The sequence below is a fragment of the Mesorhizobium loti R88b genome (genome assembly GCF_013170845.1).
Classification (GTDB): domain Bacteria; phylum Pseudomonadota; class Alphaproteobacteria; order Rhizobiales; family Rhizobiaceae; genus Mesorhizobium; species Mesorhizobium loti_B.
This window is the reverse complement of sequence record NZ_CP033367.1, coordinates 1,558,703-1,582,265: the sequence shown is the minus strand read 5'-3', so window position 1 is coordinate 1,582,265 and position 23,563 is coordinate 1,558,703. Positions and strand designations below refer to the sequence as shown.

General features: G+C 63.3%; 22 protein-coding genes and 1 pseudogene. 11 read left to right on the top strand and 12 right to left on the bottom strand.

Annotated elements, in window-relative coordinates; all coding sequences use genetic code 11:
- Positions 1 to 8: 8 nt before the first annotated feature.
- Both purE and EB235_RS07675 read left to right on the top strand, forming a co-directional pair.
- Positions 9 to 506, top strand: coding sequence for a 5-(carboxyamino)imidazole ribonucleotide mutase (purE, locus tag EB235_RS07680; protein WP_027031556.1), 498 nt, complete (start codon positions 9 to 11; stop codon positions 504 to 506).
- On the top strand, positions 503 to 1,579 hold the full coding sequence (locus EB235_RS07675; RefSeq protein ID WP_027031557.1) for a 5-(carboxyamino)imidazole ribonucleotide synthase: 1,077 nt from the start codon (positions 503 to 505) through the stop codon (positions 1,577 to 1,579). The genes purE and EB235_RS07675 overlap by 4 nt, the downstream gene beginning before the upstream one ends.
- Positions 1,580 to 1,592: 13 nt before the next feature.
- Here the strand turns inward: EB235_RS07675 and EB235_RS07670 are convergent, their stop codons facing one another.
- On the bottom strand, positions 1,593 to 2,012 hold the full coding sequence (locus EB235_RS07670) for a lysozyme inhibitor LprI family protein (RefSeq protein ID WP_027031558.1): 420 nt from the start codon (positions 2,010 to 2,012) through the stop codon (positions 1,593 to 1,595).
- Positions 2,013 to 2,243: 231 nt separating this feature from the next.
- On the opposite strand from EB235_RS07670, the gene ykgO reads away from it, so the two are divergent.
- The 4 genes from ykgO (at position 2,244) to EB235_RS07650 (ending at position 4,814) form a co-directional block, all read left to right on the top strand.
- Complete coding sequence (ykgO, locus tag EB235_RS07665; protein WP_006327841.1) at positions 2,244 to 2,369, top strand: type B 50S ribosomal protein L36; 126 nt, start codon at positions 2,244 to 2,246, stop codon at positions 2,367 to 2,369.
- Between the two features lie 109 nt (positions 2,370 to 2,478).
- Entirely contained in the window at positions 2,479 to 3,087 is a 609-nt protein-coding gene (locus EB235_RS07660; RefSeq protein ID WP_027031559.1) for a tetratricopeptide repeat protein, read from the top strand.
- A 193-nt stretch (positions 3,088 to 3,280) separates the two neighbouring features.
- Positions 3,281 to 4,348, top strand: coding sequence for an alpha/beta fold hydrolase (locus tag EB235_RS07655; RefSeq protein WP_027031560.1), 1,068 nt, complete (start codon positions 3,281 to 3,283; stop codon positions 4,346 to 4,348).
- 1 nt (position 4,349) lies between these two features.
- Positions 4,350 to 4,814, top strand: coding sequence for a hypothetical protein (locus EB235_RS07650; RefSeq protein ID WP_027031561.1), 465 nt, complete (start codon positions 4,350 to 4,352; stop codon positions 4,812 to 4,814).
- A 73-nt stretch (positions 4,815 to 4,887) separates the two neighbouring features.
- Here the strand turns inward: EB235_RS07650 and EB235_RS07645 are convergent.
- The 4 genes and pseudogenes from EB235_RS07645 to EB235_RS07630 all read right to left on the bottom strand — a co-directional run bounded on the left by EB235_RS07645 (position 4,888) and on the right by EB235_RS07630 (position 9,399).
- Positions 4,888 to 5,617 (bottom strand): annotated as a pseudogene (locus tag EB235_RS07645) (L,D-transpeptidase).
- 207 nt (positions 5,618 to 5,824) lie between these two features.
- The gene (gene pyk, locus EB235_RS07640) at positions 5,825 to 7,261 is read right to left on the bottom strand and encodes a pyruvate kinase (protein ID WP_027031563.1); all 1,437 of its coding nucleotides are present in this window, start codon (positions 7,259 to 7,261) and stop codon (positions 5,825 to 5,827) included.
- Positions 7,258 to 7,704, bottom strand: a complete 447-nt coding sequence (locus EB235_RS07635) for a DUF1036 domain-containing protein (protein ID WP_245268852.1) — start codon at positions 7,702 to 7,704, stop codon at positions 7,258 to 7,260. Before EB235_RS07635 ends, pyk begins: the two co-directional genes overlap by 4 nt.
- A 483-nt stretch (positions 7,705 to 8,187) precedes the next feature.
- A complete protein-coding gene (locus EB235_RS07630; RefSeq protein ID WP_051429705.1) occupies positions 8,188 to 9,399 on the bottom strand; it encodes a geranylgeranyl reductase family protein in 1,212 nt (403 codons plus the stop codon).
- Between the two features lie 217 nt (positions 9,400 to 9,616).
- Here EB235_RS07630 and EB235_RS07625 point away from each other — a divergent pair, with 217 nt between their 5' ends.
- The 3 genes from EB235_RS07625 to EB235_RS07615 all read left to right on the top strand — a co-directional run bounded on the left by EB235_RS07625 (position 9,617) and on the right by EB235_RS07615 (position 12,352).
- Complete coding sequence (locus EB235_RS07625; protein WP_027031565.1) at positions 9,617 to 10,414, top strand: N-formylglutamate amidohydrolase; 798 nt, start codon at positions 9,617 to 9,619, stop codon at positions 10,412 to 10,414.
- 11 nt (positions 10,415 to 10,425) lie between these two features.
- Positions 10,426 to 10,734 (top strand): DUF1244 domain-containing protein, encoded by a 309-nt coding sequence (locus EB235_RS07620; RefSeq protein WP_027031566.1) that lies wholly within the window; start codon positions 10,426 to 10,428, stop codon positions 10,732 to 10,734.
- Positions 10,735 to 11,176: 442 nt separating this feature from the next.
- Entirely contained in the window at positions 11,177 to 12,352 is a 1,176-nt protein-coding gene (locus EB235_RS07615; RefSeq protein WP_027031567.1) for an MFS transporter, read from the top strand.
- Here the strand turns inward: EB235_RS07615 and EB235_RS07610 are convergent.
- Entirely contained in the window at positions 12,316 to 13,224 is a 909-nt protein-coding gene (locus EB235_RS07610) for a LysR family transcriptional regulator (protein ID WP_027031568.1), read from the bottom strand. The two genes, EB235_RS07615 and EB235_RS07610, sit on opposite strands and share 37 nt — an antisense overlap.
- Before the next feature lie 113 nt (positions 13,225 to 13,337).
- Here EB235_RS07610 and EB235_RS07605 point away from each other — a divergent pair, with 113 nt between their 5' ends.
- Positions 13,338 to 14,297: an SDR family oxidoreductase gene (locus tag EB235_RS07605; RefSeq protein WP_027031569.1), complete on the top strand. Its 960-nt coding sequence runs from the start codon at positions 13,338 to 13,340 to the stop codon at positions 14,295 to 14,297.
- A 25-nt stretch (positions 14,298 to 14,322) separates the two neighbouring features.
- Here the strand turns inward: EB235_RS07605 and EB235_RS07600 are convergent, their stop codons facing one another.
- The 6 genes from EB235_RS07600 to EB235_RS07575 form a co-directional block, all read right to left on the bottom strand.
- Complete coding sequence (locus EB235_RS07600; protein WP_032926532.1) at positions 14,323 to 14,481, bottom strand: DUF3309 family protein; 159 nt, start codon at positions 14,479 to 14,481, stop codon at positions 14,323 to 14,325.
- Between the two features lie 97 nt (positions 14,482 to 14,578).
- Positions 14,579 to 17,749 carry an efflux RND transporter permease subunit gene (locus EB235_RS07595; protein ID WP_027031570.1) on the bottom strand — a complete coding sequence of 1,057 codons (3,171 nt, stop codon included), beginning with the start codon at positions 17,747 to 17,749 and terminating at the stop codon, positions 14,579 to 14,581.
- An 81-nt stretch (positions 17,750 to 17,830) separates the two neighbouring features.
- Positions 17,831 to 19,006, bottom strand: a complete 1,176-nt coding sequence (locus EB235_RS07590; RefSeq protein WP_027031571.1) for an efflux RND transporter periplasmic adaptor subunit — start codon at positions 19,004 to 19,006, stop codon at positions 17,831 to 17,833.
- A gap of 402 nt (positions 19,007 to 19,408) precedes the next feature.
- Entirely contained in the window at positions 19,409 to 19,738 is a 330-nt protein-coding gene (locus EB235_RS07585) for a hypothetical protein (RefSeq protein WP_155256427.1), read from the bottom strand.
- A gap of 157 nt (positions 19,739 to 19,895) precedes the next feature.
- Positions 19,896 to 21,026: a patatin-like phospholipase family protein gene (locus EB235_RS07580; protein WP_027031572.1), complete on the bottom strand. Its 1,131-nt coding sequence runs from the start codon at positions 21,024 to 21,026 to the stop codon at positions 19,896 to 19,898.
- A 209-nt stretch (positions 21,027 to 21,235) separates the two neighbouring features.
- Positions 21,236 to 22,324 (bottom strand): citrate synthase/methylcitrate synthase, encoded by a 1,089-nt coding sequence (locus EB235_RS07575; RefSeq protein ID WP_027031573.1) that lies wholly within the window; start codon positions 22,322 to 22,324, stop codon positions 21,236 to 21,238.
- A gap of 93 nt (positions 22,325 to 22,417) precedes the next feature.
- On the opposite strand from EB235_RS07575, the gene EB235_RS07570 reads away from it, so the two are divergent.
- On the top strand, positions 22,418 to 23,560 hold the full coding sequence (locus tag EB235_RS07570) for a citrate synthase (RefSeq protein ID WP_027031574.1): 1,143 nt from the start codon (positions 22,418 to 22,420) through the stop codon (positions 23,558 to 23,560).
- The last annotated feature ends 3 nt before the right edge of the window (positions 23,561 to 23,563 follow it).

Genomic DNA, 23,563 nt, shown 5'->3' with positions numbered 1-23,563 from the left:
GCAGAAGCTTGAACGATCAACGCGCCGACGTCGCCATTATCATGGGCAGCCAATCCGACTGGGCGACGATGCGCCAGGCGGCCGAAACCCTTGAGGCGCTGGGCATCCCGCACAAACGGCTGATCATATCAGCGCATCGCACGCCCGACCGGCTCTATGATTTCGCCAAGGGTGCCAAGGCCGCCGGCTACAAGGTGATCATCGCAGGCGCCGGAGGTGCAGCGCACCTGCCCGGCATGACGGCGGCGATGACGCCGCTGCCGGTGTTCGGCGTGCCGGTGGAATCGAAGGCCCTGTCGGGGCAGGATTCGCTGCTCTCCATCGTCCAGATGCCGGCCGGCATTCCCGTGGGAACTCTTGCCATCGGCAAGGCAGGTGCCGCCAATGCAGCCCTGCTGGCCGCCGCCGTGCTGGCTCTCTATGACGACAAGCTTGCACTGCGCCTCGATGCCTGGCGCGCCGCGCAGACCGCCAAGGTCGCCGCTGAGCCGACGGACACGCCGTGAGCCTGCCCGCCGGATCGACCATCGGCATCATTGGCGGCGGCCAGCTTGGCCGCATGCTGGCAATGGCCGCCGCGCGCCTCGGCTACCGCACCGTGGTGCTGGAACCGCAAGCGGATTGCCCGGCTGCACAGGTCGCCAACCGGCAGATAACAGCCGCCTACGACGACCCCGCTGCTCTCGCCGAATTGGCCGCAGTGAGCGCGGTCGTCACTTACGAATTCGAGAACGTGCCGGTCGCCGCGGCAGAAGCGCTCGCCGCCAAGGTTCCGGTCTATCCGCCGGCGCGGGCGCTCGACGTGGCGCAGGACCGGGTCGGCGAAAAAAAATTCCTCAATGGCATCGGCATCGCCACCGCCGATTTCCGTGCGGTTGACACGGACGACGAGCTGACGGCGGCGCTGAAAGCATTCGGCGGCAGCGGCATCCTGAAGACGCGGCGCATGGGCTATGACGGCAAGGGCCAGCGTGTCTTCCGCAACATGGAAGCCGGCGGCTTTGCCGGCACCTGCGAGGCGATGGGCAGCGTGCCGCTGATCCTGGAAAGCTTTGTGCCATTCGAGCGCGAAATATCCGTGATCGCCGCGCGTGGGCTGGACGGCGCGGTCGCTGCCTACGACCCGGCCGAGAATGTCCACCGCAACGGCATTCTTCACACCTCGACCCTGCCGGCCGCCATCAAGCCTGAAACGGCAGAGGCGGCGCGCGCGGCGGCAGCGAAGATCCTGTCGGCGCTGGACTATGTCGGCGTCATCGGCGTCGAGTTCTTCGTGCTGGCCGACGGTTCGCTGCTGGCCAACGAGATCGCGCCGCGTGTGCACAATTCCGGCCACTGGACCGAGGCCGCCTGCACCATCTCGCAGTTCGAGCAGCATATCCGCGCCGTTGCCGGCCTGCCGTTGGGCAGCCCGGGCCGCCATTCCGATTGCGTCATGGAAAACCTGATCGGCGACGATGTGCTGCGCGTGCCTGCCCTGCTCTCTGAGCCCGACCTGATGCTGCATCTCTATGGCAAGGCGGAGGCGCGGCCCGGTCGCAAGATGGGCCACTTCACCCGCGTCAGCCGCCGACCTTAACCTCGAAACGGACCTATTGCACCTCGTCGCTGTCCTCTCCGGGACTGGCGCAGCTCGCATCGCCTTCCTCGCAATTGGCCGAGGCGGCGAGTTGCTTGATGCGCTCATTGGTCAGCCTGGTCAGGCACTGCGAAACCTCCATCGCATGGATGGACCCACCTGCGCTGGCGGCGGTGGTATGCGCGCATTCGGCGTCGCGGAAGCCGATCCAGGCCCGCTGCGCGGCCTGCAGCAATGCCTTGGCATCGGCGTCATCGGAACTGATCAGGTTCTGATAGGCCTCGTTGAGCCTGGCGTCGGCGGCCTGGTAGTCCTCGCCCGCACAAATATTCATCATCTGCTGGCTGTCGTCGGAGCGGTCGCATTCCTGCGCGCGGGCAACCGATGCTCCCGCCAGCAAGACGAGGTAGGCAGACAGCAATATTGCGCGCATGGTCATCCTCAAATCACTTGAACCCAAGGCATCATCCCAGCCCCACCGGGACCACGCAATGCCGAGGGAGCCGACATGGCCGATATTTGATGATATCAGGACGTGGAGCATGCTTGCGGTTGACACGGGCAAGGCTCCTCGTTTATGAGCCACCCACCGTTGAAAAGGCGCGTCTTTTGGCGCGCCTTAAAATTTCGACCCGGAACCGGGTCCACACCGACAGGCAAGACCATGAAGATCAAGAATTCGCTCAAGGCGCTGAAGGCGCGTCACCGCGACAACCAGCTGGTTCGCCGCAAGGGCCGCGTTTACATCATCAACAAGACCGCCCCGCGCTACAAGGCGCGCCAGGGTTGAGCTTTCGGCCGGAGGCTTTTTGCCTCCGCCCATTGATGATTGTCGGCCTGCCGACCCTCTCACGCTAAAATCACTTTGCTGTTCCGCCGCCCGGGACTAGGATCGGGCGATGCGGATTCTTTTTGCATTTTTGATAGCTTTGCCTGTTTCCGGCGCCATTGGCATGCCGGCCTGGGCCGCGGACGACCAGCCGGCTCAGCCGACGGCCCCTGAAGCTCCAGCGCCGCCGATGACGAAACAGGCCCGGCTCGACAAGCTGTTCTCCGACCTCAAGCGCGAACGCAACGAAAAGGCCGCCGAACGCATCGCCGGCAACATCTGGAGCGAATGGTTCCAGTCCGGCAGCGCCTCGATCGACCTGATGATGCTGTGGTCGCAAAAAGCGATGGACAACCAGAAGTTCGACGTCGCGCTCGATTTCCTCGACCAGGTGGTGACATTGCAGCCGAGCTACGCCGAGGGCTGGAACCGTCGTGCCACCGTGCATTTCATGATGAAGAACTACGGTAAGTCGATGTCGGACATCGACCGCACGCTGCAGCTCGAGCCGCGCCATTTCGGTGCGCTGTCGGGCCTGGCGCAGATCATGGCGCTGACCGGCCACAAGCAGTCGGCGCTCGAAGCCTGGCAGAAAGTGCTGGCCATCTATCCGATGATGCGCAGCGCCCAGGACCAAGTCGCCGCCCTTTCGGAAGAGCTTGCCGGCGAAGGCATTTGATTGCTCTAAGGGATTAGGCAGTAGGGAATAGGCATTAGGCGCTGAGCCTCCCCTACTGCCTACTGCCTACTGCCTACTGCCTACTGCCTACTGCCTACTGCCTACTGCCTACTGCCTACTGCCTACTGCGTACTGCCTACTGCCTATTTCCCTGCTCCAGAACTTATCCCCCTCCACCCCCGTATATCCCCGCATGAACCTGATCTACGCCGTCCTCGCCTTCCTTTTCGCACTTGTCTTCACCCTCGTCGGCGTCACCCGCGTTGGCTCGTGGCTGATCGAGCGCCGCAATCCGCCGATCGGTGAATTCGCCGATATCAACGGCGCCCGCATCCACTATGTCCACATTCCCGCACCAGCGAATGCGGACCTGCCGGCGATCGTCTTCATCCATGGCGCCAGCGCCAACCTCAAGGACCAGATGCTGCCGCTTCGACCGCTGCTCGAAGGCCGCGCTGAAATGCTGTTCTTCGACCGGCCGGGCTTTGGCTGGTCGGGACGCGGACCCGGCAACAACGAGGATCCGTCGGCGCAGGCCAACACGATCGCCGCCTTGATGGACCGTCTCGGCATCAGGAAGGCAATCATCGTCGGTCATTCCTTCGGCGGCGTGGTGACGGCGGCTTTCGGCCGCGAGCATGCCGACAGGACGCTCGGCCTTGTCTTCCTGTCGCCGGCGACGCATCCCTGGCCGGGCGGTGCGACCTCCTGGTACTACGACCTGACCACAATCCCGGTGATCGGCCGGCTGTTTTCAGAGACACTGACCTATCCCGCCGGAACATTGCAGATGACGGATGCCACGACCTGCGTGTTCTCGCCCAACAAGGTTCCGGACAATTATCTCAGCATCGCCTCGATCCCGCTGGTGCTTCGGCCAGCGGCCTTTCGCGCCAACGCCACCGATGTCGCCGGCCTCTACAGCTACGCGATCGGCGCGGCACCGCACTACAGCGAGATCACGGCGCCGACCGTGGTCATTTCAGGCGACCGCGACAAGGTCGTCTACGCGCATATTCATTCCGTCGGCCTGGTGCGCGACATAGCCGGCGCCCAACTCGTCTGGGTGCACAATCTCGGCCACAAGCCGGACTGGATCGCCCCGGACCTCGTTGTCGGCGCCATCGAGAAGGTCGCCGGCAAGAATATCGACCTGGAGACGATGGCCAGGACGGTGGAGGCACGGATCGCCGGCGACACCTATGGTGCGGGCAAGTGCGCTGACATCAAAGTGCCGCAGGCCGAACTCGCGCCGACCTGAGATGTATGTCCTCAAGCACGGCATCAAGAAGAATCCGGAAAAGCGATGGGCGCTGCCGGATCGCATCTTCTTCGGCTACGGCGCGTGCGCCATTCTCGCAGGGACCTTCCTCAAAGAGTCGCCGCTTGAAGGGTTTTACGCGGAAAGGATCATTCCGGCCGAGGGATTTTCGGGAAACCATATTTATGTGACGGACGGCATCATCGCTTTCGACCACCACGGCTACTCCGGCCGCGAGCGGCTCCTGGACCATCACCGAAAGTGCTGGGCCGGCCATAGCGCCCGTTGGCACTGCACGATCGAGAAGGTCGATTTCGACCTGCTCGACACGGCCGAATTGAACCAGCGAAAGATGCTGGGGCCGGATCAGTACCTTTATGACGCTGTTCTTCGTGCCAGCCGGTTCCTTCAGCGTATAGATCACGCTGAAGCTGAGGCAAGAGCGCTCAGGATCGCGACGGCTTGAAGTCCTTCTGGCCGCAATCGTGTGAAGTCCTTCAAGGAGCGATGCCTCAAAGGAAGCTGCGCAGCGCTACACGCTAGATGACCAGCAGCGGTGTCTTGCCGGGAACGCGATCGTAGAGGTCCATGACGTCCTGGTTGAACATGCGCACGCATCCTGACGAGGCGGATTTGCCGATGGACTTCCAGTCCGGCGATCCATGGATGCGGTAGAGCGTGTCGACGCCATCCTTGAAGATGTAGAGCGCGCGCGACCCGAGCGGATTGCTGATGCCGGGCTGCATGCCCTGGCGCCATTTTTCCAGCTTTGGGTCTCTGCGGATCATCGCCGAAGGCGGCGTCCAGGTCGGCCATTTGCGTTTCCACTGGACAATCGCGCGGCCCTTCCCAGGAATAGCCCTGGCGCCCCAGCCCAACGCCATAACGCATGGCCTTGCCGCCCTCAAGCACGAGGTAGAGATATTTGTCGGTCGTGTTGACCACGATCGTGCCTGGCTTTTCGCCTGTCGGATCATCAACGATCTGCCGCAGGAACCGCCCATCGACCTTGCTGAAGGGGATTGCCGGCAGCGCATGGCCGCCGTCATCGACCGCGCTGTACATGCTCGCATAGTCGGGCGACGCGGGGGTTTCAGGCGCGGCAACTTCGATCGGCGCCTTTTCGGGTGCGGGTTCAAGCGGTGGCGTATTGAGAGACGCGGCGATGCTGATCGATTGTCTGGGCATTTGGGCACAGGCCGAAATCGCCGAAACGCCGACAAGCGACAGCCCGGTCAAAAGCGACCGGCGCGAAACAACAAATGACATTCAATATACTTTCAAACGATGGGAATTGCCGACAGGAAGGGAGGCGACGATCGACGCCGCCTCGCGCCCCGTGTCTTGTAAAGGCAATCAGGGCGACCCTGTGTCGAGACAAAGGCCGGGATCATTGTCCGAGCCTTTGTTGCATTGTGGCCACAGCAAGCCCCGCACGAAAACCGCGCGACGCGCTTCAGTCAGGAAATCAACAGCTTACCGGCTGCCCTGCGCTTCCGACCCGACATAGGCGATGCGCAGCATGTTGGTCGAGCCGGGCGTCCTCAGCGGCACGCCGGCCGTGATGATGACGCGGTCGCCCGGCTTGCCGAACTCTTCTTCCAGCGCGATGCGGCAGGCGCGATTGACCATGTCGTCGAGATCGGTGGCATCGGGCGAGACCACGCAATGCGTGCCCCATAAAAGCGACAGCCGCCGCGCCGTGTTGAGGATCGGCGACAGCGCGATGATCGGCACCTGCGGCCGTTCGCGCGCGGCCCGCAGCCCGGTGGTGCCGGACGCCGTGTAGGTGATGATCGCCGCCAGTTTCAGCGTCTCGGCGATCTCGCGGGCGGCCAATGAAATGGCGTCGGCGCCGGTTGCTTCCGGCTCGGAGCGCTGCGCGTTGATGATGCCGGCATAGGTCGGGTCGGTTTCGACCTTGGTGGCGATGCGGTTCATCATTGCCACGGCTTCAACGGGATAAGCACCCGCCGCCGATTCCGCCGACAGCATGATGGCGTCGGCACCTTCGAAGACGGCGATGGAGACGTCGGAGACTTCGGCGCGGGTCGGCACCGGTGCTGTGATCATCGATTCCAGCATCTGCGTGGCGACCACCACCGGCTTGCCGGCGCGGCGCGCGGCGCGCGTGATCTGCTTCTGGATGCCGGGCACGGCCTCGAGCGGCATCTCGACACCGAGATCACCACGGGCGACCATCAGCGCGTCGGACAGTTCGATGATCTCGGCCAGCCGGGCGACGGCCTGCGGCTTTTCGATCTTGGCCATGATCAGCGCCCGGCCGCGCGCGATCTTGCGCGCTTCGGCCAGATCTTCCGGCCGCTGCACGAAAGACAGCGCGACCCAGTCGACGCCGGTGGCAAGCACCGCGTCAAGGTCCTTGCGGTCCTTTTCGGTCAGCGCACCGACCGGCAGGTCGGTATCGGGCAGGCTGACGCCCTTCTTGTCGGAAATCGTGGTGCCGGCAACGACCGTGCAGGTGATCGACTTGCCGTCGCTCTTCACCGCCTTCAGTTCGAGCTTGCCGTCGTCGATCAGCAGGCGATGGCCGGCCTCGACCGAGCTCAGGATTTCCGGATGCGGCAGATAGACCCTGGTCGAGGTGCCGGGCTCCGGATTGTCGTCGAGCGTGAAGGTCTGGCCCTGCGTCAGCACTTCCTTGCCATTGGCAAACTTGCCGACCCGAAGCTTGGGGCCTTGCAGGTCGGCGAGGATGCCGATCGGCCGGCCGACCTGTTCCTCGACGGCGCGGATGCGGCCGACCAGCGTGCGCATCAGCTCATGGTCGGTATGGCTCATATTGATGCGGAACACGTCGGCGCCCGCTTCGAACAATTTCTTCAGCATCTCCTCGGACGAGGAGGCCGGACCGATTGTGGCTAGGATCTTGACCTTGCGGCTGCGTCTCATTGACTGTTGGTTCCCGGGGCGGCTGGAGCGCCTCCCGTTGCGGGCTCATCGGTCAGCTGGACCATCCAGCTTGCCTGTTCGCCCGTGTCATATTCCTGAAATCCGGCGCGCTGGAAGCCCCGGGCTACGCAGTCGTTTACGCCGGCGATCTTGAACTCTTTTTCAGCCACGCACATGTTGATCGGGCCGTCCCAGCGTCCACCGCGCTCAGCGTCTTCTGCATAAAGATAGTAAAACCTTGATGACAGCGGCCCTTCGATCAACGTCTTGCAGCTCGATCCTTCGATGTGCCACCAGCCCTCGGTGATCCAGCCGGCCTTGGCGCGATAGCCGATGCCGACACCGACCAGGTTCTGTGTGGCGTTGCAGACGCGGAAATCGGCACGCGCCGGCGAGGCCATGACCATCGCCGAGAAGCCCACGGTCAGGATCAGGAGCGGCATGGCAAAGGCGGAGCGCATGCGCTGCCTGCCGGCGGAACCCATTCCGAAACCCCTCAAGAACCACATCAACATCTCTCTGCGCCCCTTTTCGGAAAAGTCCGGGCGCATGTCAACGCGCCGTTTTGTACAATTCCAATCGATTTAAGAAGGCTCCGGCGCACAATTCGCCGACTTCTGCCAGATTTCCCGGGAAACCTTGGCCAAACAACGGCATTGCGCAAGCGTCGTCTTCGTAGAATGACGATAGCACCCTCCCCGGAAGCCAGCGAACAGACCATTTCCCGCCAACAGCCCGATCCACAGTTTTTGCGCCCTTCGACATTGTCGAGGGCGACCGTAAGCGAGGCGCTTTCGGCCGATCATGCCCGCCGCGGCCTGCCCGACGCCTCGACCTGCCAGCAGCGGCCTTCGGCAGCCACATATCGCAGCATCCCTTGCTATCGCCGAAACCAGGTCGCGAACATTCAACCCCACCACATCGGCTCATCTGCCAATTCGCAGCATGCCAAGGAATTTTCGCGACGAGTAGATCAAAGCCTTGCGAGCAGCCTTCGTGACTTGGCGCAGAAAAAGGCCATACAAAGCGTTGTAGCCATGCCTTCCTGCCAAGATATCCAGATATCCGTTCTGCAGAGTGCTTGCATCGGCAAAGGCCCAGGCGAAGGGTTTATGGACAAGCTTCGGAAAGATAAAATATCTCAAAATGTTGGCCTGCCGCAGGCTGGCGGAGATTTTCGAGTATTCGCCACCATATTCCTGCAGCGCGGATGATCCGACGCCTTTCTCATTGGAGGAAAGAACCGCGTTGGCCGCCGCGGCCCCCGTCTCCATCGCGTAAGCGATTCCTTCGCCTGTTATTGGATCCACGACCCCGGCAGCGTCGCCGCAGAGGAGAATATTGCCTCTTCCAGGCGTCCTTCGGAAATCCCCAAAGGGAATATACTGGCCCTTTACCCTGTAGTCGGCGATCGCGAGATTCTTGTATGACAGGTACGTCTCAAGGCTTTGTTTGAGGTCGGGGTTGAACCGGTGAATGCCCCCAACGCCAATTGTGAACGTCTTGTGTTTCGGGAATATCCAGCCGTACCCCCAGTGAGCGGCGCCGAAATCGATCTCCACGCGATCTGAGGCATCAGGCATAGCGGATCGTGGAACCTCCACTTCAAGGCCAAATCCGATGGTCTTGGGATCGAAGGAGGCTCCGAAAAGGGCTTTCGCGATTTGGCTGTTCACGCCATCAGCCCCAATCAGAAACCTGAAGGCCAAGGATTCTCCGGTTTTGAGTTGCAGCATGTTGTTTTGGAGGTCGACGTTGACGATCTCCGCGCTGAGCCTCAGATCAACAGAGGCCTCCCTGGCGATCTCCAGAAGGTAGTTGTCGAATTCCTTGCGCATTGTGAAATAGAGCGTGGAATAACCAGTATTGTCCGCCAGGAAGCTGTTGTTGGAATAGAAGCGCAAGCGATCCGAAGAGACGAACAATTTTTCATCCCAGGATCGTCGAAACACGGCCTCGAACACCGCTTTGCTACGGCCGCTGACGAGCCCTCCGCACAACTTGTCCCGAGGAAACGCAGTTTTGTCGATGAGGCAGGTTCGAAATCCCTGAGATGCCGCGGTGAACGCGGCCGCGCTGCCGGCTGGGCCGCCACCGACGACGATGAGATCGAACTGGGTCTGTGAGTCCGGCTTCATAGCTGGGCCGAGATCCTTTGGGCAAACGCGTGAAACACGCCATATTAGACGCAACGAATGGCAGCAATCCTTTCGAAGCCGTCCCGGATGATCGGATCAATCGTACGGTTATCGTGTGTTGTAAATGATCGCTGACAATTCAAGGGGTTGTAAGAAATCCATCCTCGTCACAGTATGACGACAGTCCCGAAAGCCAGCGAACAGACCATTCCCGCCAATGACCCGATCCACAGTTTTCGCGCCTTTCGACATTGTCGAGGGCGACCGCAAGCGAGGCACCGTGCTTTTGGCCGATCATGCCCGCCGCGACCTGCCGGACGACTATGGCACCCTCGGCATGCCCTCGGCGGAGTTCGACCGCCACATCGCCTACGACATCGGCGTCGAAGCGGTGACGCGCGAACTGGCCGCCCTGCTCGGCGTGCCGGCGGTGATCGCCAATTTCTCGCGGCTGCTGATTGATCCCAATCGCGGCGAGGACGACCCGACGCTCATTCGCCAGCTCTATGATGGAACCGTCGTGCCGGGAAATTATCCGATGGCGCCCGAGGAGCGCGAAAGGCGGCTCGACACCTTCTACCGGCCCTACCACGACGCGGTCGGCGCCATGATTGCTTCCGTCGCGCAGGCTTCCGGACAGGCACCCTTCATCTTCTCAGTGCATTCCTTCACGCCGGTCATGCAGGGCATCAAGCGCCCATGGCATGTCGGCATATTGTGGGACCTTGACGACCGGGTGGCGCGGCCGCTGATCGACATGCTGGCCAGAGACAAAAACCTCGTCGTCGGCGACAACGAGCCCTATGACGGCGCGCTGCGTGGCGACACCATGTTCAAGCATGCCATTGTCAATGGCTACGCCCACGCATTGATCGAGATCCGCCAGGACCTGATATCAGACCAGAAGGGCGCGATCGCCTGGGCCGAGCGCCTGGCACCGATCGTTGACGCGATCAACCGCCGTCCCGATATACATGTCGTGAAGATGTTTGGCTCGCGCACCGGGCCGGTGTGAGGATCAGGAAAATGACCGAACTCAGCGACGAGCAAAAGCGCGATTTCGAGGCCGCCGCCTTTCGGCGCCTGGTCGAGCACCTCAGAGAACGCAACGACGTGCAGAACATCGACCTGATGAATCTCGCCGGCTTCTGCCGCAACTGCCTGTCGAACTGGTACCGCGAGGCGGCGAACGCCGAGGGCGTCGACCTCGGCAAGGACCAGTCGCGCGAGATCGTCTACGGCATGCCCTATGCCGAGTGGCAGGCACTAAACCAGACCGAGGCCTCGGATGCCAAGAAGGCCGAATTTGAGGCCAGGCGGCCGAAGGATCACTAGGCAGGCCTGATACGGCGAGCGACCGCCGACCACCTTCTTCCGGCGCCTGTGTGGACCAAACCTCCGCGGCTTCGTCATCCTAGGGCGGAGCAAGGAGCGAAGCGACGCGGCGCAGACCCTAGGATCCATGCCGTGACGGCCGGCACAAGCACAGCGGCTCAGAATGAAGGTCGCGCCACCAAGCCAGATTCTGCACCGTATCATCGCACATTTGGCACGGAATGGATCCTCGGGTCTGCGCCGCGTCGCTTCGCTCCTTGCTCCGCCCGTGGATGACGAAGGGAGGCGCGTTTCGGCTAATCTCCGAGGTGTCAGCCCGCCATCAGCAATGCCGGTCCTATTTCAACCTTTGGTCCAAGCATCTCCACACAGGCAGCGCTTGACTACAATTTGAATCGATCTAATTTGCCGCGCAAAGCCATTTTCTGACCGGATTCGCCTTATGAACGCGCCAAACGCCATGCAGACTGCCATTCGCGGGCGATGGGCCGTGGCGGCCATTTTCCTCGCTAATGGCTTCCTGACCGGCAGCTGGGCGCCGCAGATCCCGGTGTTCCTGACCCGGCTCGACATCACCAAGTTCACGCTCGGCCTGCTGATCCTCTTGTTCGGCGTCGGCGCCGTCGCCGCGATGAGCTGGTGCGGCCATCTGATCTCCAGACATGGCTCGCGCACCGTGCTGCGCTGGTTCGCCCTTTGCGGCAGCCTTGGCCTGCTGGTCGTAGCGCTGGCGCCCAACGTGCCGCTGGCGGCGATTGCCATGGTCATTTTCGGCGGCTCGATCGGCGGCATGGATGTCGCCATGAATGCCAATGCAGTGGTGGTGGAGCGAAAATTGTCGCGCGCGATCATGTCTTCCTCGCACGGCTTCTGGAGCCTTGGCGGTTTCGCCGGAGGCGGCCTCGGCGGCTTTGCCATCCAGCACTACGGCCATCTCGCCCACGCCGCGGTGGTGACAGTGCTTGCCTTCGCGGTGATCGCGTTTGCCGTCGGCCATCTGGTCGCCGAGGACAAGCCGCAGGCGGCCGAGCATCATAAATTCGCCCTACCGGCAAACCCGTTGGTCTACCTGATCGGGCTGATGGCGTTGCTGACGATGATCTCCGAAGGCGCGGTACTCGATTGGGCAGCGCTGTATCTCAGGCAGGAACTCGGTGCCGACCTTGCCGTCGCCGGTCTGGCCTACGCCGCCTTCTCCGGCGTCATGGCGATCATGCGCTTCTTCGGCGACGGCGTGCGCAACCGTTTTGGCGCGGTGACGACGCTGCGTGGCTCGGCTGTTGTCGCTGCCGCCGGCATGCTGATCGCCGGCCTGTCACCCTCCCCCTGGCTCGCCATCGCCGCCTTTGCCCTGTGCGGCTTTGGCATCGCCAATATGGTGCCGATCATCTTTTCGGCAGGCGGCAACCAGGAAGGCATGTCGTCTGGAACCGGCATGAGCGTCGTCACCACCATGGGCTATTCCGGCATTCTGGTGGCGCCGTCGGCGATCGGCTTCGTCGCCGAGCATTCCAGCTTCGGCCCGATCTTCATCGCCATGTCGGTGCTGCTGATTGTCGTCTTGCTGATGGCGGGCCTCGCTCACCGCGCCGAATTCGCACCAGCACCCGCCGAATAGCGTTTCAGCTCCTCGTGGAGAAAGTCAGCCACGCGGCGGATGCGCACGCTGCTGCGCACGTCGCGATGCATGGCCAGCCACACCGGCAAGTCAGGCAGCGGCAGGCCGGGCAGCACTTTCTCCACCAGCGGATCGCGATCGGCAAGCGGCTCCTGGCCAAGGCCAATGCCGTTTCCCGCCCGCACCGCTTCCCATAAAACGATCTGGTTGTCGGCCCTGAAGCGGAAACTGCCACGGGTGACCGGAATGCCATGCTGATTGAAGCCTCGGATTATTTCGTCGCCGCGGTCGAAACCTATCAGCGCGTGGTCGACGAGATCGGCCGGTCCCAGCGGACGGCCGCGCCGATCGAGATAGGATGTCGCCGCGCAGGCGCACAGCGCGATGTCGCAGACCTTGCGCGCCACCAACTCGTTCTGCGCCGGCTTGACCATGCGGATGGCGATGTCGGCGTCTCGGCGCAGCAGGTTCTCGACTTGGTTCGAGGCGACGATCTCAACCTCGATGCCGGGTTCCTCAATGCCGAGCCGCGCCATCATGTCGGGCAGCACATAGGCAGCCACCACCTCGCTGGCGGCAATGCGTACCGTACCCTCGATGGCCTCGACCGAGCCCAGCGCCAGCAGTGAAAAACCGCTCGCCTGTTCGCTCACCGCCTTGCCGCGCTCGAACAGCGTGGCGCCGGCTTCCGTCAGCGCATAGCCGCTTCGCCCGCGCCGGAACAGGGTGACACCGAGCGCCTGCTCCAGTTCCCCGATGTGACGGCCAAGCGTCGGCTGGCTGGCCGACAGCTTGCGCGCGGCCGCCGACAGGCTGCCGGTTTCCGCGACCGTGACGAAGCTCTTGATGAGGTTCCAATCGATATCTTCCATTCATTTTTGAATATCAAATGTCCAGACATAGTCAATTTCTATTCGAATGTGATGGAGCGATATTCGACCTGCAAACAACGACACCCCAGCAATCACCAAACAGGAGAACTCAGATGACCAAGATCGCAATCCTCGGCGCCAATGGCCGCCTCGGCCGCGTCGTCGGCAAGGCTTTTATCGATGCCGGCTTCGACGTCCGCGCTGTCACCCGCACCGGCAAGGTGCCGGCCGAACTCAAGGGCGCCACGGCGGTTGCCGGCGACGCGCTGGACCGCCAATCGCTGACCCGCGCCACCGAGGGCGTCGACATCATCTTCAACGGCCTCAACCCGATCTACACCGACTGGGGCAAGTGCCTGCCGATGGCCGAAAACGTCATGGCCGCTTGCCATGCCAACGGCGCGCTGCATCTCTTCCCCGGCACCGTCTACAATTACGGCTCGCCGATGCCGGCGGTGATCACGGAAGACACGCCGTTCCACCCGACGACAGAGAAGGGCCGCATCCGCTGCGCCATGGAAGACCTGTTCCGCAGCGAGGCCGAGGCCGGCCGCGTCCGCACCATCATTCTGCGGGCCGGCGACTTCTTCGGCGGCACCGGCAGCGGCTCCTGGTTCGACCTGGTCGTCGCCGCCAAGATCGGCAAGGGCACCTACACCGCACCCGGCCCGGTCGACCTCGTGCATGAATGGGCCTATCTGCCGGATTTCGCCGTTGGCTTCGTCGCACTGGCGAAGAATCTCGACAAGCTCGGCCCCTATGAGTCGCTGAACTTTCCGGGCCACGCGGTCACCGATCTGCAGATCAAGGCGGCCGCCGAGAAGGCCGTCGGCCGTCCGCTCAAGATGACCTCGATGCCCTGGTGGGTGCTGCGCGCCGGCAGCCCGTTCGTGGCGATGTGGCGCGAGATCGTCTCGATGTCATATCTGCGCTTCGAGCCGCATCAACTGGCCTCGACCCGGCTGGAAGGCATCATCGGCGAGATTCCGCACACACCGCTCGATCAGGCGGTCGCCGCGGCCCTGCAAGACATCGGTATCGCCACCGTGAACGGCGCTTCGAAAGCTGCCTGAGCGCAACGATGAGAGCGGCGCGAACTCAGAGCCGCCCCATCAGCAGCAACACCAGGACAACCACCAGTACCACGCCAAGAATGCCCGACGGTCCATAACCCCACGAGCGCGAATGCGGCCACGCCGGCACCGCGCCGATGAGGACAAGGATCAGGACGATGATGACGATGGTGCTGATCGGCATGAAGAGTTCCCCGCATTTGAAGTCGTGCGGGGGAACAATGCAAAAGGCCGCCCGGTTGTTCCGGGCGGCCTTTGCCATTCCAAATCACACAGTGCGCCTATTCGGCGGCTTTCGGGAAGGCGATCGCCGGTTCGGCGTTCACCGTCGGCGCATCCGACGAGATCTCGCCCTTGCCGCGCCGGAACAGCCGGCTGAACAGACCGCGCCGCGCGCCGGGCTTGATCTTGGCGCGGGTAAACACCATCAGCATCGATGGCGTCACCACCAGTGTCAGTACGGTGGCGAAGGACAGGCCGAAGACGATCGCCGAGGACAGCGAAATCCACCATTGCGTCGACGGCGCATTGATCGTCGTCTCGTGATGGAAGATTTCCAGGCCAAGGCCGAAGGCGATCGGCAGCACGCCGAGGATGGCCGACACCGCCGTCAGCACCACCGGCCGCGCGCGCTCGCGGCAGGTCTGCAGCACAGCCTCCATCTTGTCCCAGCCTTCTTCACGCAGTCGGTCATAGGTGTCGATCAGCACGATGTTGTTGTTGACCACCACGCCGGCCAGCGCGATGACGCCGATGCCCGACATGACGATGCCGAACGTCTCGCCTGTTATCAGCAGCCCGAGGAAGACGCCGATCGTCGCCATGACCACGCAGGACAGCACCAGCCAGACACTGGTGAACTTGTTGAACTGCGCCAGCAGCACCAGGAAGATCAGGAAAATCGCCGCACCGAAGGCCTTGCTGAGGAAGGCGCTGGCTTCGGCGCTGTCCTCGTTCGAGCCGGCGAGCTTCCAGCGGATGCCGCTGCCGAGATTCATGTCGGTGACGGCCTGCGTAACCTCCTGCTGGACGGCCGCCACCTGGGCGCCGGCGGCAACGTTGGCCTGCACCACCACGGTGCGGGCACCGTCGATACGGTTGAGGATGCCGACGCTCGGCTTCGCCTTACGCACGACGAAGTTCGAGATCGGTACCGATCCTTGCGAGGTCTGCACCCTGAGTTCGTCAAGCGTCGACAGCGTACGCCGGTCCTCCGGCAGGCGCAGCCGAATGTCGACCGCCTTGTCGGCGCCGGCAGGCCGGTATTCCGAGAGCTTCAGACCATTGGTGACGAGTTGCACCACCGTCCCGACGGCGGTCGGGCTGATGCCGTATTGCGCTGCCTTGGCACGGTCGACCTCGATCGCCCAGTCGACACCGGGCGGCGGCAGGCCGTCGGAGATATCGATGACGCCGGGCACCTTGGCGATGCGCGCTGCCACCGCACGCGCCTTCTCGTCCAATCCCTTGGGATCGACTGCCGAAAGCCTGATCTGGATCGGCTTGCCGGTCGGCGGGCCGGCTTCCGGCACGCGCACCTCGACATCGACGCCGGGAATGCCGGCCATGACGCCACGCAGATCGTTCAGGATATCGTTCGCCGATTTGCGCTCGCGCCAGTCGATGAATTCGTACTGGATAACGCCGACAACGTCTTCGGGCACATCCTGCCCGCCGCCGTCGGACTTGCCGACACGGGTATAGACCGACTTCACGCCGGGCCAGCCGAGCAGCCGGTTTTCGGCGATCTTGGTCGCGGTATCCATTTCGGCCAGCGAGAGGTTGCCGCGGGCATGCACATAGAGCAGGCCGTAATCCGGCTCCACGCTCGGGAAGAACTCGACGCCGGCGCCATATTTCGAATAGCCGACGAAGATGCCGGCCAGCAGCACGACGGTGAGCACCAGCACGGTGATGGGGAAGCGCACCGCCTGCTTGACGACGGCCATGTACCAGCCGTCGCGATTGTCATTCTCGTGATGCTCCGGTGCCTTGGCGAAGATCGCGCCCAGCGTCGGCGCGAAGACCAGCGCATAAAGCATCGACGCAGACAGCGTCACGATCAGCGTGATCGGCATGTACTTCATGAAGTCGCCGATGATGCCGGGCCAGAACAGCAGCGGCGAAAACGCCGCGATGCGCGTCATCGTCGCGGCGATGACCGGACCGGCCATGCGCTTGGCGGCGAGCGCGAAGGCTTCCTGCTTCGGCATGCCCTCGCTCATGCGCCGTTCGGCGAATTCGGTGACGATGATGGCGTCGTCGACCAACATGCCGACCGCCAGGATGAGGCTGAACAGCACGATCATGTTGATCGTGTAGCCCATCATCGCCAGCAACAATATTCCGATCAGGAAGGATGACGGAATGGCGAGACCAATAAGCAGCGAGGCACGGCCGGACAGCGCGTAGAGGATGACGATGAACACCAGGATGACGGCGATCATCACATGGTTCTGCAGGTCGCCAAGCAGCTGGTTGACGAAGACCGACTTGTCCTGCGTGTAGGTGACGTGCATCCCCTCGGGCATCGTCTTGACGAAGCCGTCGGACACTGCCCGCACCTTGGTCAGCGTGTCGATCAGATTGGCGCCGATGCGCTTCTTGACCTCGATGGCGATGGCCGGCTTGCCGTTGAGGCGCGTGATCGTCGTGGCGTCGGCGAAGGTCGAGCGGATCGTCGCGATGTCCTTGGCCTGCACCACGGCATTGGGGCCGGCCACCACCGGCAGCGCCGCCACATCCTCCGGCGTCTCGATCAGTGATGGCACCTTGACGGCGTATTTGCCTTCCGAGCCTTCGATGTTGCCTGCGGCGACAAGGCTGTTGGAAGCGCCGACGGCGCCGATCAGCTGATCGAGCTGCAAGCCGTAGGAAGACAGCTTCATCGGATCGATGACAACTTCGACCAGATCGTCGCGCGAGCCCTGCAGCGAACCTTCGAGAACGCCCGGCACCTCCTCAATGCGGTCGCGCAGTTCGCGCGCCGCGGCGGCCAGCACGCGTTCGGGCAGTTCGCCGGACAGAGTGACGACGAGCACCGGGAATTCGGAAATGTTGACCTCGGTGACGACAGGCTCCTCGGCCGCCTGCGGCAGGTCGGCCTTGCCATCCTGCACCTTGGAGCGCGTGTCCTGCAGCGCCGTCGCCAGGTTCGTCTGCGGCTGGAACTCGACCAGCACATAACCGCCGCCCTGGAAGGCGGCCGAGCGCATTTCCTTGAGGCCTTTGAGGCTCTTCAGCTTGCTTTCCATCGGCCGCAGCAGAAGGCGCTCGGAATCTTCAGGCGAAATGCCTTGATAGATCAGGCTGACATACATCATCGGAATCGGAACGTCGGGTTCCGCTTCCTTCGGCGTCGACTGATAGGCGACCCAGCCTGCAATCAGCAGGAAGACCAGGACCGAGATGGTCAGGCGGGCGTTGTTGATCGCGAGTTTGACGATATCCATGGCTAACGCCTGTCGTTGAATTTCAGGAGCTGCGTCGCAGCCGATTGACCCCGCCCGGAGTACCCGCCGCCGTGGCCAGCGCTACTGCGTCCCGCCGGTGGCTTCGCCGATCAGCTTGTTGATGGTCGCCTGGTCGGCTTCGACCGGCTTGACCTCATCGCCTTCCTTCACCAGCTCCTGGCCGGCAACGATGATGCGCGCGTCGGCCGGGATGCCGCCAAGCACGAGGCCGGTCGGCGTGTCATCGACCAGATCGATCGGGAAGAACGCCACCTTGTTGTCCTTGCCGACGGCGCGGATGCCGAGATCGCCCTTGTCGCCCAGCGTCACCACCGAACGCGGCAGCAGGACCGCGTCGGTCGGCAATGCGCTGAGCTGGATTTCCGCCGTCATGCCGGCCGGCACGGAGCCGTCGCCATTGGGAATGGCAACCTCGACGCGGAAGGTGCGGGTCGCCGACGATGCGTCGCGGCTGATATAGCGCACCGTGCCTTCGACGGTCTGGCCGCTGACCAGCCGCACATTGGCCTTGTCGCCGATCTTGAGATAGCCGAGGTCGCGCTCGCTGATCTCGCCGCGCGCAATCACCGGATCGAGCTTGAGGATGGTCGCCACCTCGCCGCCCTGCATCACCGAACTGCCGAGTTCCACCGGCACGCGATCGATGACGCCATCGAAGGGCGCCTTCACTTCGTTGCGGTCAAGCTCGGCCTGCGCGGTATCCAGCTGCGATTGCGCCAGGGTCAGATTGGAGCGGGCGGTGTCGAGCTGCAGCTTGGGCAAATTGCCAGTCTTCATCAGCCGCAGGGACGCGTCCAGCTCGGCTTGCCGTTGCGCGACAAGCTGCCTGGCATTGTCGCGCATCGAGATCTTTTCCTCGGCGGCCAGCATCAGCACCAGATCGCCGGTCTTGACGTGATCGCCTTGCTTGACCGGCAGCTTTTCGATGACGCCGGCGACGCGGGTGGCAAGCACGGCGCGCTTGTCGGCCTCGGTCAGCCCGGAGATGCGGATGGCGCGCGCATAGGTCTTGCGTGGCGGCGTCACCACCGCGACGGTGCGCAACGGCGCCTTCGGCTCGGCTTCAGCGGCCTTCGGCTTGCTCGCATCCGGCGTCTTGCCCTGCTCGACCTCGGCCGCCTTGGCCTTGTTGGCCGCTAAGCTGCCGACCGACGAGAACTCACCTGTCCCCATCCAGGCCGCGAAGCCAATGAGCACAACAATGGCTGCAAGCTTGTGAAACCTGATTCTCGGCATCGTCGTTTTTTCCGTTGCGGGTTCGGCCAGCACCGCGCCTTGATGACGCGGGCGCGTCGCCGATATGGGTGCGCGCCTGACCGTGTTCAAATTGCCGTGATGGGCGAGGGCGCTTCTACATCAAAGTTGCACCGCAATATAGTCCGAAAGTTGCAGCAGCATTGCGGTGTCGGGCAGAGTGTGGCCGCCGCTAAACTGCTTTCGACATGCTAAAATACCTGCGGAGCGAGTTCGCAGCCGGCTCATGATCCGCCTCACATGGCCAGTCCCGGATGACCGATCTGTCATTACCGACAGGCTGCATAGCGCTCCCGGAGATGCTGCAGCCAACGTGCACGGGATTTCAGATCTGGATGCGGATTTTGACCGACGAGCCAGACTATTTGCTGGCAGAGAATGGCATCAAACCACGGCAACGCGGCACTTGACCAATGCATTGGAATTGCTCGGAAAATTGCACGCTACGCCAATCTGGCGAGGATTGCCCGAGGCCGGCTCTTCGACATGGAGCCCGGCGTCGAGAACGTCAGCATCGGTGGCACCGGAACGTCTAGGGTCGGCATGGCCCACCGGATCGCGGCGTGGCACGAGCACGGTGCGACCGCGAAAACCCGGACTATTTTCCGTTCCATTTTCAGGAGTGGCGTCGATCGTTCCGCTCGCCATTGTGCGGCAATACGCAACCACGGCGCACGGCACCGCCCGAATGTTGGTGGCAGCAGGCGTCAGCATGATGAAGCGTCCTCCACACGCGAAGGTTGTCGCTTTGCCGGATCGCCCTGGGCATTACTCGGATTTCCGAAAGACCTCGCTGATGGTCTTGATCGATCCAGGGATAGCCAGGCGGCCTGATGCGGATCGGCTATCGCTCCTTCGGCATCTGACAGGCTCAGGCCCGGCGGCGTTCGGCTTCGGGGTTCTTGCGAGCGGCAAGAAACTCCTTCACCCGGCGGCCGGGCGCTGGACCGCGCAGCGGCTTGTAGCCGTCATCGAGTTCACCGGAGAGATCGAGCGTGGCCCGTTTGCCGACAGCTTCGTAATTCTCCTCCAACCAGTCGCTGGCAGCGGTGCGGCCGAGATCTCTGAGATAGCTCAGGAACGCCCATTCGGCATTGACCTTGGACGATGCCGACAGGTCCTTGAACGCCTCGTCGGCATCGATGCGGTGCATGCGGATGTCGCGATATTCGCCACGCGGCAAGCGGCCGGCGGCGATCAGTTCCTTGACGAAGGCGATGGAGCGGAATTCGCTCAGCAGCCCGGCATTGAAGGTGATCTCGTCGATGCGGTTCTGTATCTCGTTGGCGCTTCTCGGCGTGCCTTCGCGCACCACCGGATTGATCTGCACCAGCAGCACGTCCTCGGTTGCCGCCGTCTTGAAGAATGGGAACAGCGCCGGATTGCCGCCATAGCCGCCATCCCAATAGGGCACGCCCTTGATCTCGACGGCGCGGAACAGTTGCGGCAGACAGGCCGAGGCCATCACCGTGTCGAGGTCGATCTCGCCATCGGAAAACACCCGCAGCTGTCCAGTCTCGACATTGGTCGCCGAAATGAACAGTTCCATCGACTTGCAAGCGCGGACATTTTTGAAATCGATCTCCTGCTGCACCACGTCGCGCAGCGGATTAAGGCCGAGCGGATTGGCGACATAGGGCGAAAACACCCGCGACATGGTGTCGAAGACGACGTAGCCCGGCGTGTTCTCGATCGACCAGTTGCCCCAGGCAACATCCCACGGCATGCGCTGCACCGGGCTGAACCGGCCTTTCGCCGCCACGGCACGCCAGAAATCATCGAGCTTCTTGCGCGCACCCTCGACCCCGCCGCGCACATATCCGTCGGCCAGCGCCACCGCGTTCATGGCGCCGGCGCTGGTGCCGGAGACGGCCGATATCTCCAGCCTGCCGTCCTCCAGCAGGCGGTCGAGCACGCCCCAGGAAAAAGCGCCGTGCGAGCCGCCGCCCTGAAGCGCGATGTTGATCTTCTTCTTTTCCTCCGCCTTACCGTTCTTGGTCATGGCGTTCCTGTCATCTGATGCGCCAACCTGCCCCCACGTCATTGAAGGATGCAGTTGCCGGCGACTTATGTTGCAGTGCAGCATATAAGGACGGACCAAGGCAAGAACACGAACACGGTCGCGTGATCACATGAAATTTCGGTCACGCGAAAAAGGCCCTTCCGCTTCGATGCGGAGAGGCCTCGGGTCTTTCGAAACAGAATTGAACTTCAGGCGACGAGGTCCGATACCGGGCCGACATAGCGCGATTGCGGACGGATCAGCCGCCCGGTCGTCTGCTGCTCGCGCGCATGCGCGATCCAGCCGGCAACGCGCCCGGCGGCAAAGACATTGCTGAAAGCCTGCGGCGGAAAACCCGCCGCTTCCAGCACGAGTGCGGTGTAGAACTCGACATTGGTCTGCAGCGCGCGCTGCGGCTTGGCGATCCGCAGCACTTCGAGCGCCGTCTGCTCGACCTTTTCCGCGAAGGCCAGGCGGCGGCCAGTCTCGCCTTCGCCACCGAGCTGCCGCACCACCGCTTTCAGCACATCGGCGCGCGGATCGCGCACGCGGTAGATGCGATGGCCGAAGCCCATGATGCGCCTTCCCTGTGCGATCTCGTCGCGCAGCCAGCCGGCCGCATCGCCATGCGCCTGGATCGCATCGAGCATCTCGATCACCGGACCGGGCGCGCCGCCATGCAGCGGCCCCTTGAGCGCGCCGAGCCCGGCCAGTACCGAGGAAGTCAGGCCGGCCAGTGTCGAGGCGACGACGCGGGTGGCAAAGGTCGAGGCGTTGAGGCCATGGTCGCAAACGGTCACCAGATAGGTGTCGAGCGCTTTTGCCAACGCTTGCGATGGGACGGGGCCTTTCAGCATCCGCAGCATGTCGGCGGCATGATCGACCTCGCCGTCCGGCGCGATCGGCTGCTCACCGCGCTGCAGGCGCAGCAAGGCCGGCGTCAGCACCGCCGGCGCCGCAATCAGCCGGAGCGCGTCGTTCAGCGTTTCGCCATCCGGCAGCAAGGCCATGCCGGCGCGCATGGCGCTGTAGATTTCGAGCGGCGCCAGCACGGGCAGGGAAGGCGCGAGCCGATCGAACACCTCGACGCGTGCCTCACCCAGTTTCGCCGCCAGTTCGCCGTCGTCAGGCAAATCCTCGAAGAAGCCGTCCAGCAGCAAGCGGACGACCTGCGGATAGGTCCATCGGCCGGCTAGCTCCGGCAGCGAATGACCCCTGATCGTCAGGCGGCCGCCCAGACCATCCACGTCGGACAGCACGGTTTCCGCCGCCACCACATCATCGAGCCCATTCGCCATAGCCTTGTCTCCTTGAAGCTTTTCGAGATCGGAGATAAGGCTGGGCAACGCTACCATCAATCTTGATCAATAGAATCAATATCAGAGTCAGAAATGTCGGAATGGTTGTCGCGGGAAGAGGCGCTGGAAAGGCTTCGGGTGAGGCCGCAGACGCTCTATGCCTATGTCAGCCGTGGGCGCATCGGCATGCGCCCGGACCGGGCCGATCCGCGCCGCAGCGAATATCGCGCCGACGACATCGCGGCGCTTGCGACAAGGCGGGCGCGTGGACGCAGCCCTTCGGCCATAGCCGAAAGCGCGATTGCCTGGGGCGAGCCATCGATCGTCACCTCGGTCTCAACCGTCTGGCATGGCCAGCTGATCTATCGGGGCAAGGACGCCGCTGCGCTGTCCGATCATGCCACGCTGGAAGAGACCGCCGCTGTGCTTTGGGCCTTGGCTGAACCAGTGCGCTTCGAAACGCCGTCGCCAGATGCGCCTCGCCAGGTCGGCCGCGCCTCGGCCTTTGCGCAACTCGCCTTGCTTGCCGGCCAGGCGCGGCCTTCGCTCGGACGCAGCGCCGCCTCGCTGTGCACTGATGCCGCGCGCGCGATCGGCGTGCTGGCCGGTGCCCTCGGTGCCGAGACCGGACCGGATCCCGTGCATCGGCGATTGGCTCGGGGTTGGTCGGTCGATGATACCGGTGCCGAAGCGATCCGGCGCGCCCTTGTGCTGCTCGCCGATCACGAGCTCAACGCATCGACGTTCGCGGCCCGCGTCGCCGCCTCCACCGGTGCCTCGCCCGCCGCTTGCCTGCTGGCGGGTCTGGCCACACTGTCCGGCCCTAGACACGGTGGCGCCGGCGAAGCCGTGATGCAGCTGGCGGAGGATGCGGCGCGGCATGGCGCCGATGCCACGATCCGGCGGTGGCTCGGCCATGACCGGCCACTGCCTGGCTTCGGCCATCAACTCTATCCCGAGGGCGATCCCAGGGCCACGGCGCTTCTGGCGGCCATCGACAACACCGACGAGACGTTGCGGGCGCTGGAAACTGCCGCCATTGCCGCGACCGGCGCTCCAGCGAATATCGACTTTGCCCTGGCAGTGCTGACGCGCAGCTTGGGGTTGCCACGCGATGCGCCGTTCCACCTGTTCGCGCTTGGACGCAGCGTCGGCTGGGCCGCGCATATGGTCGAACAGATCCTGAGCGGCAGCATCATCCGGCCACGTGGCCGCTATGAGGGACTGTTGCCCTGACAG